Source organism: Kineococcus sp. GCM10028916 (assembly GCF_042674865.1).
GTDB lineage: Bacteria > Actinomycetota > Actinomycetes > Actinomycetales > Kineococcaceae > Kineococcus.
Window position 1 is genome coordinate 736897 of record NZ_JBHTFM010000003.1, and the last position, 16781, is coordinate 753677.

Below are 16781 nucleotides of genomic sequence, written 5' to 3' on the forward strand. Positions count from 1 at the left end.
TCAGCCGGGCCGGGCACCGCTGCGGGCGAGGGCGGCGGTGAGCAGTTCGAGGTCGATCGCGACGTGCGCGCGGGCGAGGGCCTCGGCCTCGTCGGCACGGCCGGCGACGATCGCGGCGACGAGGGCGCGGTGCTCGCGCAGGGCCCGCACCTCCATGGCGTGCATGCCGTCCGGGGCACCCCACAGGTGTGCGGGGGCGCCGATGCTGAGCCGGCCCTCGAGCTCGCGCAGCACGCGGCGCAGGGTGTCGTTGTGGGCGGCGTCGATGATCGCGACGTGCAGCGCGCTGTCGGCCTGCTGGGACTGCAGGCCGGAGTCGGCCGCGGCGTAGGCCGCGAGCGCGTCCTGCACGCGCACGACGTCGGCGGGGGAGCGGTGCTCGGCCGCGGCCCGGCACACCGCCCCGTGGAGGCGGGCGATCGCGTCGCACAGGTCGCGCAGCTGGGCGTAGCCCGCCGACAGGGTGCGTCCGACGATCTCCGTCGAGGACTCGGGCCACTGCTGCAGGACGAACGTGCCGCCGTGGCGTCCCCGGCGGGTCTCCACCAGGCCGCGGTCGGCGAGCTGGGCCAGCGCGGCGCGGACCGTCGTCCGTCCGGCGCCGAGGACGGCGGCCAGGTCGCGTTCGGCGGGCAGCCGCGAACCGGGCAGGTACTGGCCGGTGGCGATGGCGGTGACGAGCCGTTCCAGCACCGCGGCGACGCGCGAGCCGGGGTCCACCACGAGGTCCGTCCGCGTCATCCCACCGTCCTCCCGTTTCGCACAGGTTAATTCCCCGCCAATGGTCTTGTCGGGGACCTTTGAAGTGAGGATGCTCACGCCATGCCCGTCACGACCCACGAACTCCCCGTCCTCGGACACCGCACCTGGGTGCAGGTCACCACCCCGTCGACCCCCCGCGCGGGAGCCCTCCCCCTGATCGTCCTGCACGGCGGACCCGGGATGGCCCACGACTACGTCGCCAACCTCGCCGCCCTGGCCGAGGAGACCGGGCGCACCGTCGTCCACTACGACCAGCTCGGCTGCGGCCGCAGCACCCACCTGCCCGCAGCGCCGCCGGAGTCCTGGACCCCGCAGCTGTTCGTCGACGAGTTCCACGCCGTGCTCGAAGGCCTCGGCCTCGACCGGGTCCACGTCCTCGGCCAGTCGTGGGGCGGGATGCTCGGCGCCGAGATCGCCGTGCGCCGTCCCGCGGGGCTGGTGTCATTGGCGATCTGCAACTCGCCGGCCTCGATGCCGCTCTGGGTGGAGGGCGCCGCCCGGTTGCGGGCCGAGCTCCCGCCGCAGGCCCGCGAGGCGCTGGACCGCCACGAGGCCGCCGGTACCACCGACGACCCCGAGTACCTCGCCGCCACCGACGAGTTCTACGCCCGCCACGTCTGCCGGATCACGCCCACCCACCCCGACTTCGCGGCCAGCGTCGCCCAGATGGAGGCGGAACCGACCGTCTACCACACCATGAACGGCCCCAACGAGTTCCACGTCATCGGAACCCTGCGCGACTGGTCCGTCATCGACCGCCTCCCCGACGTCGCCGTCCCGACCCTCGTGCTCGCCGGCGAGTTCGACGAGGCGACCCCGCAGACGTGGGCGCCGTTCGTGGACCGGATCCCCGACGTCACCGCGCACGTCTTCCCCGGCGCCAGCCACTGCACCCACCTCGAACAGCCCGAGGAGTTCCGCGCGTTCGTCGCGGCGTTCCTCGTGCGGAACGACGACCCCGCTGACGACCCCACCGACACCTCAGGAGCTCCGCGATGAGCGACCAGCAACGCACCCTCGAGTCGTTCGGGTACCAGCAGCAGCTCAAACGTTCCGTCTCCACCTTCGACCTGCTGGTCTACGGGCTGGTGTTCATGGTCCCGATCGCGCCGTGGGCGATCTTCGGGACGGTCTACGACAGCGCGCACGGCATGGTCCCGCTCGTCTACCTCATCGGCCTCGTGGCGATGATCTTCACCGCTCTCGCCTACGGGCAGATGGCGAAGGCGTTCCCGCTGGCGGGTTCGGTGTTCTCCTACGTCGGCCGCGGGATCCACCCGTCGCTGGGGTTCTTCGCGGGCTGGTCGATCCTGCTCGACTACCTGCTCATCCCGACCCTGCTCTACGTCTTCGCCGCCGAGTCGATGGTCGGGATCTTCCCGGGGTCCCCGCGCTGGGTGTGGGCGCTGGTGTTCGTCGCGATCAACACGGTCGTGAACCTGCTGGGGATCAGTTCGCTGAAGCTCGCCAACCGGGTGTTCCTGGCCATCGAGATCGTGTTCGTGGTGGCGTTCGTCGTCATCGCGGCGCGGGCGCTCAACGGCGGGACGATCCCGGGTGCGGAGTGGGGGGCGACCCCGTTCTGGGACTCCTCCCAGGTGAGCGGCCCGCTCATCGCCGGGGCGCTCTCGATCGCCGTCCTGAGCTTCCTGGGCTTCGACGGGATCTCCACGCTCGCCGAGGAGACGACCGGGCGGAAGAACCCCGCCGGCCGCGCGATGATCGTCGCCCTGTTCGTCGTCGCGTTCCTCTTCGTCCTGCAGACCTGGCTCGCCAGCCTGCTCGCCGCGGGCCGGGAGTCCTTCGGCGACGCCGCCGCGGGCAACGCGTTCTTCGACCTCGTCCAGGCCGCGTCCGGCTCGCACTGGAAGACGGCGTTCCTCGTCGTCAACGTCATCGCCGTCGGCATCGCCAACGCGATGGCCGCGCAGGCCGCCACGTCGCGGTTGCTGTTCTCGATGAGCCGCGACCGCCAGCTGCCGGCGTACCTGTCGCGGATCAGCGACCGTCAGGTCCCGATGGCCGCGATCCTCACCGTCACGGGTCTCACCCTGGTGCTGGTGCTGTTCTTCGTCGGGCAGATCTCGCTGATCTCGTCGCTGGTGAACTTCGGCGCGCTGTTCGGGTTCTGCCTGCTGCACGTCTCGGTGATCGTCCACCACCTCGTGCGCGGGAGGTCGAAGAACTACCTGCTGCACCTCGTCGCCCCGGTGCTGGGTTTCCTCATCATCGGCTACGTGCTGGTGAACGCCGACGCGGCCGCGAAGATCGGCGGGATCGCCTGGCTCGTCGTCGGGGCCGTCGTCCTCGCCGTCAACCTGCGGACCGGACGCGGGGCCCCGAGCCTGCCCGCGGAGGAGGGGGCGCACCCCTGAGCGGCGGGAGAGTGGTCAGCCGGCGTTGACGTGCCCCGCGAGCCGACCGTGCAGAGCGGCGGTCGCGGGGTTCATCCCGACGATCTCGGCGTGCTTGCCGTGGTCGGCGTACTTGCGGGTGACGGCGTCGAGCGCGGCGATCGAGGAGGCGTCCCACACGTGCGCGTCGCTGAAGTCGATCGTCACCTCGCGCGGGTCGGTGGCGTAGTCGAACTGCGTCACGAGGTCCCCGGAGGAGGCGAAGAACACCTGGCCGTGGACGGTGTAGGCGCCGGGGGCGCTCGCGCGGACCTCGACGAGGTGGGCGACGCGGCGGGCGAAGAGGACGCAGGCCAGCAGGGTCCCGCCGAGGACGCCGTAGGCGAGGTTGTGGGTCAGGAGCACGATGACGACGGTCAGCACCATGACCGAGGTCTCGCTGCGCGGCATGGCCTTGAGCGTCGACGGTTTCACGCTGTGCCAGTCGAAGGCGCCGTAGCAGACGAGGAACATCACGGCGACGAGGACGGCCATCGGGATCTGCGCCACGACGCCGCCGAACCCGACGACGAGCACCAGCAGGAACGCCCCCGCGAGGAAGGTCGACAGCCGCGTCCGCGCCCCGGACACCTTCACGTTGATCATCGTCTGGCCGATGACGGCGCAGCCGCCCATCCCGCCGAAGAGGCCGGTGACGATCTGGGCGGTGCCCTGCCCGATGCACTCCCGCGTCTTCGACGAGCGGGTGTCGGTGAGCTCGTCCACGAGCTGGGCCGTCATGAGCGCCTCCATCAACCCCACCAGCGCGACCCCGACCGAGAACGGGGCGATGGTGCGCAGGGTGTCGAGGGAGAACGGCACGTCGGGCAGCCCGAGCGTCGGCAGCGCGTGCGGCAGGGCACCGTCGTCGCCGACGGTGCGGACGTCGACGTGCAGCACGACGGTCAGGACGGTCAGGACGACGACGGCGATCAGCGGTGCGGGGACCGACTTCACGAACCGCGGCACCACGACCAGCAGCCCGAGGCCGACGAGCAGGACGCCGTACCCGGCGACCCCGGCGTCGCGCAGGTTGGGCAGCTGGGCGATGAAGATGGAGATGGCCAGCGCGTTGACGAACCCCGTCGTGACGCTGCGCGGGACGAAGCGCATGAGCCGGGCGACCCCGAGCACGCCCAGGACGATCTGCAGCACCCCGGCCAGCAGGATCGCCGCGACGAGGTAGCCGACGCCGTGGCTGTGCGAGAGGGGCGCGACCACGAGGGCGACGGCGCCGGTGGCGGCCGAGATCATCGCCGGCCGCCCGCCCACGAACGAGCTGGTGACGCCCATGACGAAGGACGAGATCAGCCCGACCCGCGGGTCGACGCCGGCGACGAGGGAGAACGAGATCGCCTCGGGCACCAGGGCCAGGGCCACGACGAGCCCCGCCAGGACCTCGGTGCGCAGCACCCGGACCGAGCGCAGCCACTCCGGACGGCGCAGGCCGGCACGGGGCGCAGCGAGGGTGAGGGGCACCCGCGAACTCTAACCACGCGTCAGAGTGGTCCCGCAGCCTCCTCGACCGCCGAGGCGCGGAACCACCCGATCAGCGTGCCCCGCCGGCACCTCCACGGCCCTTGCCGCGCAGCTGCGACACCGCGTCGGTGAGCTTGCGCCGCGTCGCGGGGTCCTTCGCGGCGCGCTGCGCCTGCTGGCTCAACCGCTTGCCCTCGGGGGACTTGAGGAAGGCCCCCACCTTGCTGATCAGCCCGGCCACGTCGTCCTCCTGGTGTTCGTCTGCGCTCTGACCGCCCAACGGTGGGGCCGGACGGGCGGTTCCGCTACCCGTGCTTGCGCAGGACGACGGCGACGTCGGTCACCGTGAACAGGAAGTGCCCGGCCCGGGCGGCGCTGCGCAGCCCCTCGATCCAGCCCGCCGCGCGGGCGGTGAGGACCGGGTCGTCGCCGGCGGCGGCCAGGATCCCCGTCGCGACCTTCCACGCCACCGAGTCCTCGTCGAAGCGGCGGTGCGGGTCGGCCCAGGAGTGCACCGACTCGACGGTGAACGGACTCCGCGCCGCGTGCCGCAGCAGCTTGCGGCCCGCGAACCCGTCCCCGCGGGCTCCACCGCCGGGGACGTGGCCGACGAAGCGGTCGAGGAGCTCACGGGTCAGGGCGTCGTCGTCGCTGGTGAACAGCGCGGTGTCCCAGTCGGAGTGGGCGAGGACGGCGGTGCCCCCGGGGCGCAGCACGCGGTGGACCTCGGCGAGGTGCGCCCCCACGTCGGCGAGGTGCTCGACGGCGTTCAGCGAGACGGCGGCGTCGACGTCGCCGTCGGCCAGCGGCAGGTCCTCGAGGCCGGTGATGTGGGCGCGCACCCGGGGGTCGAGGAGCAGGTCGTCGTCGAGGTTGGACCCGACGTCGACGGCGTGGACCAGGCGCGGGCCCCGGGTCAGCAGGGCGCGCGTCGTCCGCCCGCTGCCGCACGCGAGGTCGAGCACCACGGCCCCCTCGACGGCCCCGGCCAACGTCGTGACGTTCTCGAACCGACCCACGCCCAGAGCCTACGATCAGGACCCGCGGAGGTCTCGGAGCCCCGGTCCGTCACGGTCGGTCAAACCCTCCTCGGCCCTCCGTCACGACGCTGATCCGGACGGTCGAAGATTCCGTGCACGAGCACTCTCACGTTGCGTCAAAGTGTCCCGGTCTCACCTACAGTCGGGACCAGCACCAGGGGTGCACGCATGGCCGGGGGGCGGTGCGGTCGATGGTGACGGGGGTCCTGGCGACGTCTGCCCGGCATCAGTGCCGGCAGCGCCCGCGGTCCCCGTCCGAGGGGGAAGGCGGAGCGACGCAGTGGTGGACACGACGCACACGGAGAGCCCCGCGACCGGCGGGTCTCCGGCGCCGCGCAAGCACGGGCGCCGCAAGGTCATCGGAGCCGGCATCGGCGTGCTGGCGGTCGCGGCCGCCGGCGGCGTCTACTGGGCGAGCCGCGGGGGCGACGACCCGATCGAGTCGACGCCGACGCCGGCCTGGACGCCCAAGGCGCACGTCGCCGCCTCCGACCTCGACACCAAGTGGGTCGGTGTCCAGACCCACGACGTCGCCGTCGCGACGGAGTTCGGCGACTGGCTGGGCCGTCCGCTCGACGTCGTCGTCGTCTTCAACTCCGACGCGAACTGGGCCGCGATCTCCGGACCGTGGTTCGCGATGGTCCCGGGCGAGGGCCAGGACTGGGGCCAGTGGGTCCGCGACGACCCGGACAACCGCACCCTCGTCGTCTCCACCGGGCTCGTGCCCGCCGACCCGCCGGAGGACTGGCGCGCCCGCGGGGCCGCGGGGGAGTACGACGCGCACTGGACGACGTTCGCGCAGAACCTCGTCTCCAAGGGCCTCGGTTCCTCGATCGTGCGCCTCGGCTGGGAGCTCAACGGCGACTGGTACGCGACCCACTACATCGGCGAGTCCTCCGAGGCCCGCGAGCAGTGGAAGACGTACTTCCGCCGCATCGTGCAGACGATCAGCCTCGTCGAGGGTGCGGCCTTCGAGATCGACTTCAACATCGCCGAGGGTCAGCAGGACTCCGTGACCATCGACGAGATGTACCCCGGCGACGACTGGGTCGACATCATCGGCGTCGACGTCTACGACTCCTACATCTCCCCGATCGACCCGGGCGCGCGCTGGGAGGAGAAGGACGCGAAGGTCAACAGCCTCTCGGCCGTCATCGCCTTCGCCGCCGCGCACGACAAGCCGATCAGCCTGCCCGAGTGGGCGATGGTCGCCGCCGGGGACACCCAGGGCGGCGGGGACAGCCCGGCGTTCGTCGACCAGATCGCCGACGCCGTCGTGAGTGCCGAGGTCCGCTACCAGGCCTACTTCAACGTCCCCGACGGCGGGGTGGGCATGACCCTGGACGACGCGCCCAACGGCAAGGCCGCCTTCCTGAAGAGGTTCGGCGCATCGGGTGACGCCGGGCCGACGCAGTCGTGACCGCGGGTAACCTCGGCGACGTGGTGGGGGCGCAGGAACAGTCGTCAGCGACCGGCGACGGTCCCCGGGCCGGTCGCTTCAGCAGGCTCCGCAGCTCCGGGATGACCCGCAGTCTGTGGAACATCCTCGACCAGGTCGTGGCGAGCGCGAACAACTTCCTCATCCAGTTCGTCATCACCCACGCCTTCACCAAGGACGTCTTCGGCGCCTTCGCGATCGCGTTCTCGGTGTTCTCGATCTCCACCGGCTTCTTCCGGGCGCTGTCGACCTCGCCCGTGAGCATGCGCTTCGCCGACGCCGACGACCGCGAGTTCAAGCGCGCGGCCTCCTCGGCGATCGCCCTGACCGGCGGCGGCGCAGCGGTCCTCGGGGCCGTGCTGGTGCTGATGGGTCTCTTCCTGCCCTTCACCGACGCCCTGTCGCACGTCTTCGTCGCCCTCGGCTTCGTCATGCCCGGGCTGATGCTGCAGGACGCCTGGCGCCAGGTCTTCTTCGCCCGGTTGCGTCCGGCCGCGGCCTGCCTGATCGACGTCAGCTGGGTGGTCCTGCAGCTGGCCGGGATCGGCGTCCTGTTCCTCGTCGTCGACACCAACCACATCTCGGCGTTCACCGCGGTCTGGGGTGGGGCCGCCTACCTCGCGTCGGTGATCGGGATGGCGCTGCTGCACCTGCGGCCGCGGCTCTCGCTGGCGATCGCCTGGGTGCGGGAGCAGTACTCGGTGACGCGCTACCTCGTCCCCGAGTTCGTCATCATCCAGACCGGTGGTCAGCTCGCCCCGATCCTCGCGGCCGTCGTGACGACGGTCGCCGCGGCCGGATCGCTGCGCGGGGCGAACCTCGTGACCGTCCCGGCCACGATCGTCTCGACCGGGCTCATGAGCTTCGCCGTCCCGGAGCTCGTCCGCCGTCGCGAGCGGATGAACCCGCGCAGCTGGGAGCTCGCCGCCGTCGTCATCTCGGGTCTCGTGGTCGCCGTCAGCGTCGTCTGGGGCGCGGTCGTGCTGCTGCTGCCGACCTCGGTCGGGGAACTCATCCTCGACGACACCTGGGCGGGGGCCCGCTCCGTGCTGCTGCCGACCATCGTCGGTCAGGCCGGTTCCGCGGTCACCGTCGGCTGCGCCGCGGTCCTCTACGCCACCGAGGGCGCCAAGGTGACGATGCGCCTGCACCTGGTCTTCGCCCTCTTCCTGGTCGTCCTCTCCACGGCCGGCGCGTTCACCTTCGGCGCGCAGGGCACCGCCTGGGGCATCGCCGCCGCGTTCTGGATCGTGGCCCCGTGGTGGTTCGTGTCCGTCCGCAAGCACGTGCGCAGTCCCGGGTTCGGACTGCCGGTCAGCCCGCCCGTCGCCTGACCACCCCGACGCACGCAGGCCCCGTCCCCGGTCCCCGGGGGCGGGGCCTCCTGCGTCCCCCCGTGCGTCGGCGCGGCGCGGGCAGCACGAAGCCCCCTCCGGTCGGGACCGGAGGGGGCTTCGGGGGACGTCGGAGGAGACCGGTCAGACGGCGGCGGGCCGGGGTCCGGCGAGCTCGTCGAGGCGCGGGTCCATCCCGGGACGACGCGGACGCGAGACCGCGGGGGCGCCCGTCGCGACGCTGTCGGCGGGGACGTCGCGGGTGACGACGGCGTTGGCGCCGATGACGGCGCGGTCGCCGACGCGGACGCCGCCGAGGACGCAGGCCCCCGCGCCGATGGTGACGTCGTCACCGACGACGGGCTGACCCGGCGTCGAACCGTCGCCGAGGGTGACGTTCTGGTAGATCCGCAGGCCGCGCCCGATGCGCACGTCCGGTCCGATGACGATCCCGGTGGAGTGCATGAGGCAGAGCCCCGGGCCGATCTCGGCGAACGGGGAGATCTCCGCCCCGGCCGAGCGCAGGGTCCGCGCCTGCAGCAGGTGCGCCGCCGGCATGAACCGCGGCGCGACGGCCTGGGCGAGGCGCAGCTGCACGACCGCGCGGACCCGCGGCACCAGCGCGACGCGGGCCACCACGTCGGGCAACCAGGCCCTGGTCGAGCGACCCTGCGGTTCGACCATGTGCTCCAGGTCGCCGCGCAACCGGGCGAGGGGACGACGGCTCAACGGGTTCCTCCGGTTGGGGGGCTGCTCGGGATCCAGGGGGTGGGCCGCGCGGTGCGCAGCTCCGTCTCGTGCTCGCGTTCGAGCTGTCGCTCCTCGCGCGTCGAGAGCTCGGTGCGGCGGCCGACGAAGAGCACGGCCATCGGCAGCAGGACGTAGAAGATGTTCGCCGCCAGGAAGCTCGAGCTCGTCACGGCGTTGAGGAAGATCGCGGCCAGCGCGACGGTCGGCGCGGGCGAACGGCGCACGACGGCGACGTAGAGGAACACCCCGGCGAGCACGGACGCGGGCACCCCGTACTCGAGGATCAGCTTGACCCCGCCGGCGAAGCTGATCGGCAGCCCCGTCGCGGCGAAGATCTGGTCGGAGATGCGGTCGGCCATCCCCGGCCCGAGGCCCGTCACGATCGACCACGGGTCGCTGGACCAGCGCTGCAGCAGGTACTCGTAGGGCTGCACGAAGCGCAGGCTCCCGGAGGAGTTCGTCTGACCGGCCTCGCCGGTGCGGCTCAGCAGGATCGGCCCGATCGGGGTGAGCAGCGCCACGACCGCGGCGACGCCGAGGACGATGCCGGCGCGCAGCGCCCACAGCCCACCCCGACGCAGCGCGAGGACGACGAGCCCGAAGCCCAGGACCATGAACCCGGTCCCGGTGACGGTGCAGACCAGCGCGACGCCGAAGACGAGGACCCGCCAGTACTGGCGGCCCCGGCTCAGCACCGAGAGCAGGGCCAGGGCCAGGAACTGCGAGAACACCGACGGCTCGACGAACACGAACGCGTTGGCCTTGATGACGGGGGAGCCGTACTCGATCGGGTACGACGTGTTGTAGCCCTGGAAGAGCAGGTTCTCCGGGACGACCTGGCGCACGTAGTCGACGTAGCCCCAGACCCCGGCGAACTGCGTCAGCATCTGCAGGACGCCGATGACGGCGAAGACGAGCATGAACGTCTCGAACCGCTGCTGCACCCGCGGGAAGAGGTGCAGGCGACGTTCGTCGACCCGGAAGCAGAGGGCGGCCCACGTCACCACCAGCAGCATCAGCGAGGTCAGGGCCCCCGTCCCGCGCCAGACGACGTCGACGAGGGCGAAGACCGCCAGTGCGGTCATGGCCAGGACGTAGGTGCGCACCGCGGCACCGTTGTCACGGACCAGACCGTGGTACGCCAGGTAGCCGAGGACGGCGGCGACGATCGGGATGGTCACCGGGACCGGCGAGCCCAGGGGCAGCGCCACCCGCTGCAGCACGGTGAGCGCCACGATCACGATCGTCATGCCGACCATCACGCGGGCGTCGGCCGTGCTCGTCGTGCGGGGGCCCTCGGAGCGGCGCCGGCGCACGAGACGGGTGTCGGGGTCGAGGGCGTCCGCCGTCGCGGCGGGCACACCCGGGGTGACCCGACGCGGCAGGCCCGGCTGGGCCGGGCGCACCGTCGGGAAGGCCGGCGTGACGCCGGTGCTCCGCTGCAGCGCGTCGCTCACGCGGTCACACCGGCTGTCTGCTCGCTCACGCGTCGTCCCCCCGTTCCTCCGGTGCGCCCCCCGACGCAGCCGTTCGCGGTCCCCCCGCGGTGCCTCATGCTAGGCGGCGCGACGTCCGGCGAGGGCCCCCTCGGGCCGGTCCACGCGCCCGTCGGTGGGCCCTCCGTGACAACTTCACACGTTCGCAGCAGTGCCCTCACCCCCGTTCGGCCGCCCGCGTGACAACGCCCGACAAGCCCCGGTGGGAGGTGCAATAGTGGCGCGCGCAGCGGTCGTCGTGTGCCTGATCACACGACGTAGGGGGCACTCAGCACCGGGTAACGGGCGGTGGGGGCCGCGGGTGAAGCCGGGTCGTTGCGTTGAGGGGGGCGCAGTCCTTGCGTCACGTCTGGGAAGGGACTGGTAGTCGGTGACAACGAGCTCGCACGTCCGGAGCGGTTCTGGTGCGTGGGGTGCCATCAGCCGTCAACGGTGGAAGATCCTGGTGGTGGCCGTCCTCATGGCCGTCCTCGGCTACGTCCTGCCGTCGCAGTTGTTGACCCCGTCGTACGCGGCGACGTCGACCATCACGCTGTCGAAGGACCGGCCCTACGACCCGACGACGTCGAACGCGTCCTCGCTGGGCGACCCCACGAAGTGGGCGACCCTGCAGGCCGCCGTCGCCAGCTCCGAGACGGTCCTCTCCGTCGCCCAGGGCACGTTGGCGACCGACCTGCGCTCGACCTTCAAGGACGGCCTCGAGATCGTCGCCGTCGACGAGTCGAACCAGATCACCGTGACCGCGACGGCCACGGACCCCCAGGACGCGGCGACCATCGCCGACGCCGTGGCGACCGCGTACCAGACGGTGAACACGCAGAAGGTGCAGCAGGCCACGACCGCCGCGCTGACCGCCGTGGGCACCGACCGGGCGCAGCAGCAGACGATCAACCTCAACGCCAGCGCCTACGGCAACGGCATCTCGGTGCTCGACGCCGCCACGGTGCCGACCGCCGCGGCACCGCCGTACGCCTGGCAGATCGCGGCCCTCGCCTTCCTCGTCGGCCTCTTCGCCGCCTCCGGGGCCGTCGCCTGGCGCGCGCACCTCAACCAGCGCGTCGACACCCCTCCGCTGGAGGGCATCGCCGAGCTCGGTCGCTGGAACGCCGTCCCGCGCGGTCGCGGCATCGGCGACCAGAACTCCGTGGAGTCCCGCAACGCCGGGATCGTCCTCGTCGGCCTGCAGCACCTGGGCCACCTGCGCACCCCCCGCCTGGAGGTCTCCAGCGTGCTGGTGACCGCCGCCACCGGGAACGCCGGGGCGCTCGCGACCGGTCTGGCCGCCTCCGCGGCCCGGGCCGGGCGCCGGGTCGTGCTGGTCGACGCCGACGAGGGCGGCTCCCGTCTGGCCGCCTTCGGCGCCCCCGTGGCCGGTACCGAGCAGCGCATCCTGCCCGAGCGCCGCTGGAGCGACGAGATCCACCCGTGGGTCATCGGCGGCGGTGCCGTCGTCGGCGTCCTGCCGCTGGACGCCCGCTCGCTGCAGCCGCACGTCGTCGGCGCCGGTGTCCGCCACCTCGTCGAGGCCGGTTACCTGGTGATCTTCGTCGGCGGGTCCGTCGTGAACTCCCCGGTGGCGTTCGCCGTCGCCGGCGAGGTCGACGCGGTGCTCGTCCAGATCGAGGCCGAACCGCGCGCCGAGGTCATCAGCAGGACCCTCGCGCAGCTCTCGATCGCGGCCCCGGCCGTCGTCGCCCAGGTCGTCGTCGGGGACACCGGCAACGGGACGCCGGCCTCCGGCGAGCGCAGCGAACCGCTGCGTCAGCGCCCTGTCGCCCCGCCGCAGCCCCAGACCCCCGAGGTCTCCCGCCGCGGCTGAGCCGTGACCCCCGAAGGGCCCGGCCCCACCTGATCCAGGTGGGGCCGGGCCTTCGTCGTGCGCCCGGTGGGGTCGGGATCGTTGGCGCCAACCGTGTCACTGGGCGGGATGGTTGGCGCCAACGGTGTCGCTCGGCGGGATGGTTGGCGCCAACGATCCCGACCCACGCGGCTCAGGAGGGGGCGCCGGCAGCGGCGATCTCCTCCCACGGGCCGGGTGCGATCCAGCCGAGCTCCATGTGGGTGGCCAGGGCGGGCTCGGCGCCCAGCAGCACCCGCCGCCGCGAGGGGCGGCGCAGCGAGCGCAGGTCCACCGCCGCGCGCATCCCGAACAGGTACCCGCGTCGCAGCGCCGACCTCCACGCCGCCGTCCCCTCGGCCGGGTCGTGGTGCTCCAGCAGCTCGCGCAGCGTGAAGCGCCGTCGGCCCTGCAGCGTCAGGCAGCTCGCGTAGTCGAAGTTCCCGCCCGAGAGCGCGCACAGCTGCAGCAGCCGCTCGTCCTCGCGGACGGCGCCGACGCGGGCCGCGAAGGTGCTCGTGGTGCTCACCAGCGGGGTCCAGCGCGCCGGCAGGCCCGTGTCCTCGACCTCCTCGCCGTAGGGCGCGAAGTAGTCGGCGTGGGCGTTCGCGGGGTCGGTCACGGCGTCGACCAGGGCCACCAGCGCCTCCGGCCGCCACAGGTAGTCGTCCTCGGCGAGCAGCAGGACGTCCTGCGCCGCCCAGGAGCGGCGGCGCGGCAGCGCCAGCGCCGCCAGGTAGCTGCGCCGGTTGGAACCGCCCTCGAAGCCCACCGGGTCGCCCCAGAGCCGCATCAGCTCGAGGCGGTCGCCCGGGACGGGGCCGTCGTTGAGGAACACCACCTCGACGTCGGCGTCCGGACGCTGCGCACGGACCGCGGCCACCGCGGCGCAGAAGGACGCGAGCCCCACCCGCTTGCTGTACCAGGACGGGCGACCCTTGCTGTTCTCCCCGCCGTGCGAGCGGTAGACGACGTGAAGTCTCACCGTCCGATGGTACCGATCGGGGACGTCGCGACGGGGTGCCCGCTCACCCCGTGATCACCGGGCGGGCATGCTCATCGCTGCTCCAGGCCCCCGCGTTACAGGTTCGGCGAAAATTTCTGCTCAAGGATCCCGGCACTCGCACCGATGGGTCAGGTGTCACCCCGAACGGGCCAACACGGTGCCTCCGCTCCCCTCCTGCGGACGGCGCCATGACCACAGCGAGGTTGATCCACCCCATGAGCAAGGTTTCGAAGTTCCTGTTGTCCACGGCCGCCATCGCCACCGTCGCGAGCGGTCTCACCGCCGCCGGCGTCTCCGCCGCGCACGCGGCCGACAGCGGTGTGGTGCGCGTCAGCACCCTGAAGAGCGCCTTCACCGACTCCGCCGGCAAGGTCTGGAACGCGGACAGCGGTTTCGCCGGCGGCTGGCAGAACCCCAGCACCACCGGCCTCGACATCGCGGGCACCACGAACGACAAGCTGTTCCAGTCCGAGCACTACGGCATGACCGGGTGGAGCGCCCCCGTCGCCAACGGCACCTACAAGGTGACGCTGAAGACCGCCGAGACCTACTGGTCGCAGCGTGGCGCCCGCGTGTTCTCGGTCACCGCGGAGGGCCAGAACGTCATCTCGAACCTCGACATCTTCGCCGAGGTCGGCAAGAACGTCGCCCTGAACAAGTCCTTCACCGTCAAGGTCGACGACGGGACCCTGAACCTCGGGTTCTCCCAGACCCGCAACTACGCCGCCGTGAGCGCGATCCTCGTCGAGAACTCCGGTGCGGTGAGCGCGACGCCGCGCCCGTCGAACCCGATCCCGACGCTGCCGCCCGTGACGACGCCCCCCGTGACGACGCCCCCGGTGACGACGCCCCCGGTGACGACACCGCCCGTGACGACGCCCCCCACCACTCCTCCCGTCACCTCCGCTCCGACCCGGAACGTCTCCGGCCACGAGTGGATGTCCGGTTCCTCGGGCGTCGGTGCGGCCGACGGGCAGTTCGGGAACTGGCGCGGCAGCAACCTCGACATCGTCTCCAGCTGGGCCGGCAACGCCGACAACTCCGCGAACTTCTACACGCTGTGGAAGGGCGCCGAGTACGGCAACTGGAACGGTTCCATGGACATGGCCGTCGGCGGGATCGACTCCGGCGAGACCTGGTCGCAGGCCGCCAGTGGTCGCTACGACGCCCGCTGGGCGGCCTCGCTGACCAAGCTGAAGTCGCTCTGGGCCGGTCGCCAGGGAACCATGTACATCCGCTTCGCCCACGAGATGAACGGCTACTGGTTCTCCTGGAGCGTGAACAAGAACAACTACCAGGACTTCATGACCTCCTGGAAGCGCTACCGCGCTCTGCAGCAGCAGATCTTCCCCGAGGCGAAGCTCGTCTTCTCGGTGAACAAGGAGTCCAACGGCCCGGGCATGAACTGGACGAACTTCTTCCCCGGCAAGCAGTACGTCGACGTCCTCTCGGTCGACTACTACAACAACTGGCCCTACGCGGCCACCGTGGCCCAGTTCAACGCCCAGTCCTGGGACAAGGACGGCTACGGCGCCCCCAAGGGCATCAACGCCCACCTCGCCTTCGCGAAGAGCCAGGGTCTGCCGCTGTCGGTGTCGGAGTGGTCGGGGAACGCCGACGACGGTGACTCGCCCGGTTTCGTCCAGGGCATGTACGACTTCTTCAAGGCCAACGCCGGGACCGGCGCCGGTCAGCTCGCCTACGAGGTCCAGTTCAACTGCGACATCGACAACAAACGTTGGCTGTTCACCGGTGGGTCCCGCATGCCGAACTCGGCGGCGAAGTACAAGGAACTCTTCTGAGTCCTGTCGCACCGGACCGTCGTCCGACGTGAGAGCGCCCCCGTCGACCAGGGAGACCTGGTCGGCGGGGGCGCTCCGGCGTTCCCGGCGGACGCAGCGGTTACTTCAGCCGTTCCATCACGACGCGACCGGCGACGCTGGCGCGACCGGTGGTCACTCCCTTGACGTAGGCCCAGTGCTGGTCCGCGCGGTCGGTGCGGCGCAGCGCCCGGCACTGCACGGTCCGCACCGCGTAACCGAGGGCGAGGACGGAACTGATCCCGTTCACGGTCGCGGCGCCGTGGTGGCGGCCGAGGTAGCGACGCATGGCGGCGCCGCGCAGGCGCAGCATCTCCAGGGACGGGGCCCCGGACCCCCCGGCGGCGTGCGGGACGATGACGTCGGTGCGCAGCTTCTCGCGCAGGCCGGCGGCGCGGGCGCTGCGGCCGAACATCATGTCCTCGTTGTAGACGTAGAAGTCCTCGTCGAAGCACCCGAGCGCGAGGAACGTGCTGCGTCGGACGGCCATGCACGCACCCGTCGTCCAGTCGACCTCGAGGAGTTCGCCGGGGGCGGGTTTCGCGTAGAGCCCGGCCCGGGGGAACACCTTGTGCAGGCCCGCGGCGTGGACCAGGGCGCGGGCCGCGGTGGGTTCCCAGCCGCCGACGCCGAGTTCCACCTTCCCGTTGACGCCGGCCATCGTCGCGGCCGAGGCGGCCAGGGTCGCGTCACCGGCGACGTCGGCGACCAGGGTCTGCAGGTGCTCCAGGGTGGGGCGGGAGTCGGGGTTGCCGAACACCACGAACTCGTGGGTCGAGGTCCGCGCCCCCATGTTGGCGGCACGGGCGAAACCCTTCCCGCCGCCGGAGTCGACGTAGCGGGTGTTGCGACGCTGCGCCGGCAACTGCGACAACCCGTCCACGTCGGAGGCGTTGTCGACCACGACGACGGGGAGCTCCTCGGGCAGGTTCTCGAGGAGGGCGCGGATCTGGTGGGCGCTGCGGTAGCTGACGAGCACCAGTTCCACGTCGTGGGTGAGCACCCCTCCGCCGTCCTGGCGGCCCGCGCTCTCCGTCGTCCTGTCCATCGTCGCGCCCCTGGTGTGCGTCACGTGCGAGCTCACGTTCGTCCCCGTCCCCATCGAATCCCCACCGAGTCCCCCCATCGTCGATCCCCCGTGCCCCGCGTCGGTGTCCGGCACCCGGGACCGGATGCATCGTCGCCGAGCGGGGCGCCGCGATCCAGTGTGGACCCCCCCTTCGGGGACCCGTGAGGGTGACGCAGGGTGGCGAACGGGTGGTTCTGCGAATTCTCCGGTCGAAGTTCTTCTAGAAGAACTAACTCGCTGTAAAACACGTCTCACGCTTTGTCATAGCCTGCGACGGAACGCTCTCGGAAACGTCGTGAAACTACTGTGCGTGATGAGTAGAACACGTAAACCGTTGTTGCCTGGCCGGGACGCCCT

General features: G+C 71.8%; 14 protein-coding genes. 6 read left to right on the forward strand and 8 right to left on the reverse strand.

Annotated features, from left to right (window positions below; all coding sequences use genetic code 11):
- Positions 1-741 (reverse strand): FadR/GntR family transcriptional regulator, encoded by a 741-nt coding sequence (locus ACFQ46_RS06085; protein WP_380258159.1) that lies wholly within the window; start codon positions 739-741, stop codon positions 1-3.
- Between the two features lie 81 nt (positions 742-822).
- On the opposite strand from ACFQ46_RS06085, the gene ACFQ46_RS06090 reads away from it, so the two are divergent.
- Positions 823-1761 (forward strand): proline iminopeptidase-family hydrolase, encoded by a 939-nt coding sequence (locus ACFQ46_RS06090; protein WP_380258161.1) that lies wholly within the window; start codon positions 823-825, stop codon positions 1759-1761.
- Positions 1758-3137 (forward strand): APC family permease, encoded by a 1380-nt coding sequence (locus tag ACFQ46_RS06095; RefSeq protein ID WP_380258163.1) that lies wholly within the window; start codon positions 1758-1760, stop codon positions 3135-3137. The genes ACFQ46_RS06090 and ACFQ46_RS06095 overlap by 4 nt, the downstream gene beginning before the upstream one ends.
- 15 nt (positions 3138-3152) lie before the next feature.
- Here the strand turns inward: ACFQ46_RS06095 and ACFQ46_RS06100 are convergent, their stop codons facing one another.
- The 3 genes from ACFQ46_RS06100 to ACFQ46_RS06110 all read right to left on the reverse strand — a co-directional run bounded on the left by ACFQ46_RS06100 (position 3153) and on the right by ACFQ46_RS06110 (position 5653).
- Positions 3153-4634, reverse strand: coding sequence for a SulP family inorganic anion transporter (locus tag ACFQ46_RS06100; protein ID WP_380258165.1), 1482 nt, complete (start codon positions 4632-4634; stop codon positions 3153-3155).
- Between the two features lie 70 nt (positions 4635-4704).
- Positions 4705-4875 (reverse strand): hypothetical protein, encoded by a 171-nt coding sequence (locus ACFQ46_RS06105; protein ID WP_328294498.1) that lies wholly within the window; start codon positions 4873-4875, stop codon positions 4705-4707.
- A 64-nt stretch (positions 4876-4939) separates the two neighbouring features.
- Complete coding sequence (locus ACFQ46_RS06110; protein WP_380158636.1) at positions 4940-5653, reverse strand: methyltransferase domain-containing protein; 714 nt, start codon at positions 5651-5653, stop codon at positions 4940-4942.
- Between the two features lie 304 nt (positions 5654-5957).
- Here ACFQ46_RS06110 and ACFQ46_RS06115 point away from each other — a divergent pair, with 304 nt between their 5' ends.
- Positions 5958-7094, forward strand: coding sequence for a glycosyl hydrolase (locus ACFQ46_RS06115; protein ID WP_380258167.1), 1137 nt, complete (start codon positions 5958-5960; stop codon positions 7092-7094).
- A gap of 101 nt (positions 7095-7195) precedes the next feature.
- Positions 7196-8446, forward strand: coding sequence for a hypothetical protein (locus tag ACFQ46_RS06120; protein ID WP_380258169.1), 1251 nt, complete (start codon positions 7196-7198; stop codon positions 8444-8446).
- Positions 8447-8590: 144 nt separating this feature from the next.
- Here the strand turns inward: ACFQ46_RS06120 and ACFQ46_RS06125 are convergent, their stop codons facing one another.
- Together ACFQ46_RS06125 and ACFQ46_RS06130 are read right to left on the reverse strand one after the other, a co-directional pair.
- A complete protein-coding gene (locus tag ACFQ46_RS06125) occupies positions 8591-9175 on the reverse strand; it encodes a serine O-acetyltransferase (protein ID WP_380258171.1) in 585 nt (194 codons plus the stop codon).
- Positions 9172-10653, reverse strand: coding sequence for a hypothetical protein (locus ACFQ46_RS06130; protein WP_380258173.1), 1482 nt, complete (start codon positions 10651-10653; stop codon positions 9172-9174). Before ACFQ46_RS06130 ends, ACFQ46_RS06125 begins: the two co-directional genes overlap by 4 nt.
- Positions 10654-11140: 487 nt before the next feature.
- On the opposite strand from ACFQ46_RS06130, the gene ACFQ46_RS06135 reads away from it, so the two are divergent.
- On the forward strand, positions 11141-12511 hold the full coding sequence (locus tag ACFQ46_RS06135) for a hypothetical protein (protein ID WP_328294504.1): 1371 nt from the start codon (positions 11141-11143) through the stop codon (positions 12509-12511).
- Positions 12512-12683: 172 nt separating this feature from the next.
- On the opposite strand, the gene ACFQ46_RS06140 is transcribed toward ACFQ46_RS06135, so the two are convergent.
- Entirely contained in the window at positions 12684-13514 is an 831-nt protein-coding gene (locus ACFQ46_RS06140) for a hypothetical protein (RefSeq protein ID WP_380258175.1), read from the reverse strand.
- Positions 13515-13750: 236 nt separating this feature from the next.
- Here ACFQ46_RS06140 and ACFQ46_RS06145 point away from each other — a divergent pair, with 236 nt between their 5' ends.
- Positions 13751-15337: a malectin domain-containing carbohydrate-binding protein gene (locus tag ACFQ46_RS06145; protein WP_380258177.1), complete on the forward strand. Its 1587-nt coding sequence runs from the start codon at positions 13751-13753 to the stop codon at positions 15335-15337.
- A gap of 100 nt (positions 15338-15437) precedes the next feature.
- Here the strand turns inward: ACFQ46_RS06145 and ACFQ46_RS06150 are convergent, their stop codons facing one another.
- Complete coding sequence (locus tag ACFQ46_RS06150; RefSeq protein WP_380258179.1) at positions 15438-16427, reverse strand: glycosyltransferase family 2 protein; 990 nt, start codon at positions 16425-16427, stop codon at positions 15438-15440.
- Between the last annotated feature and the right edge of the window lie 354 nt (positions 16428-16781).

What these genes read in the sequence shown, in the direction of transcription:
- ACFQ46_RS06085 (WP_380258159.1), bottom strand. Translation starts at nt 741, where the DNA reads ATGACGCGGACGGACCTCGTGGTGGACCCCGGCTCGCGCGTCGCCGCG.
- ACFQ46_RS06090 (WP_380258161.1), top strand. Translation starts at nt 823, where the DNA reads ATGCCCGTCACGACCCACGAACTCCCCGTCCTCGGACACCGCACCTGG.
- ACFQ46_RS06095 (WP_380258163.1), top strand. Translation starts at nt 1,758, where the DNA reads ATGAGCGACCAGCAACGCACCCTCGAGTCGTTCGGGTACCAGCAGCAG.
- ACFQ46_RS06120 (WP_380258169.1), top strand. Translation starts at nt 7,196, where the DNA reads ATGACCCGCAGTCTGTGGAACATCCTCGACCAGGTCGTGGCGAGCGCG.
- ACFQ46_RS06145 (WP_380258177.1), top strand. Translation starts at nt 13,751, where the DNA reads ATGAGCAAGGTTTCGAAGTTCCTGTTGTCCACGGCCGCCATCGCCACC.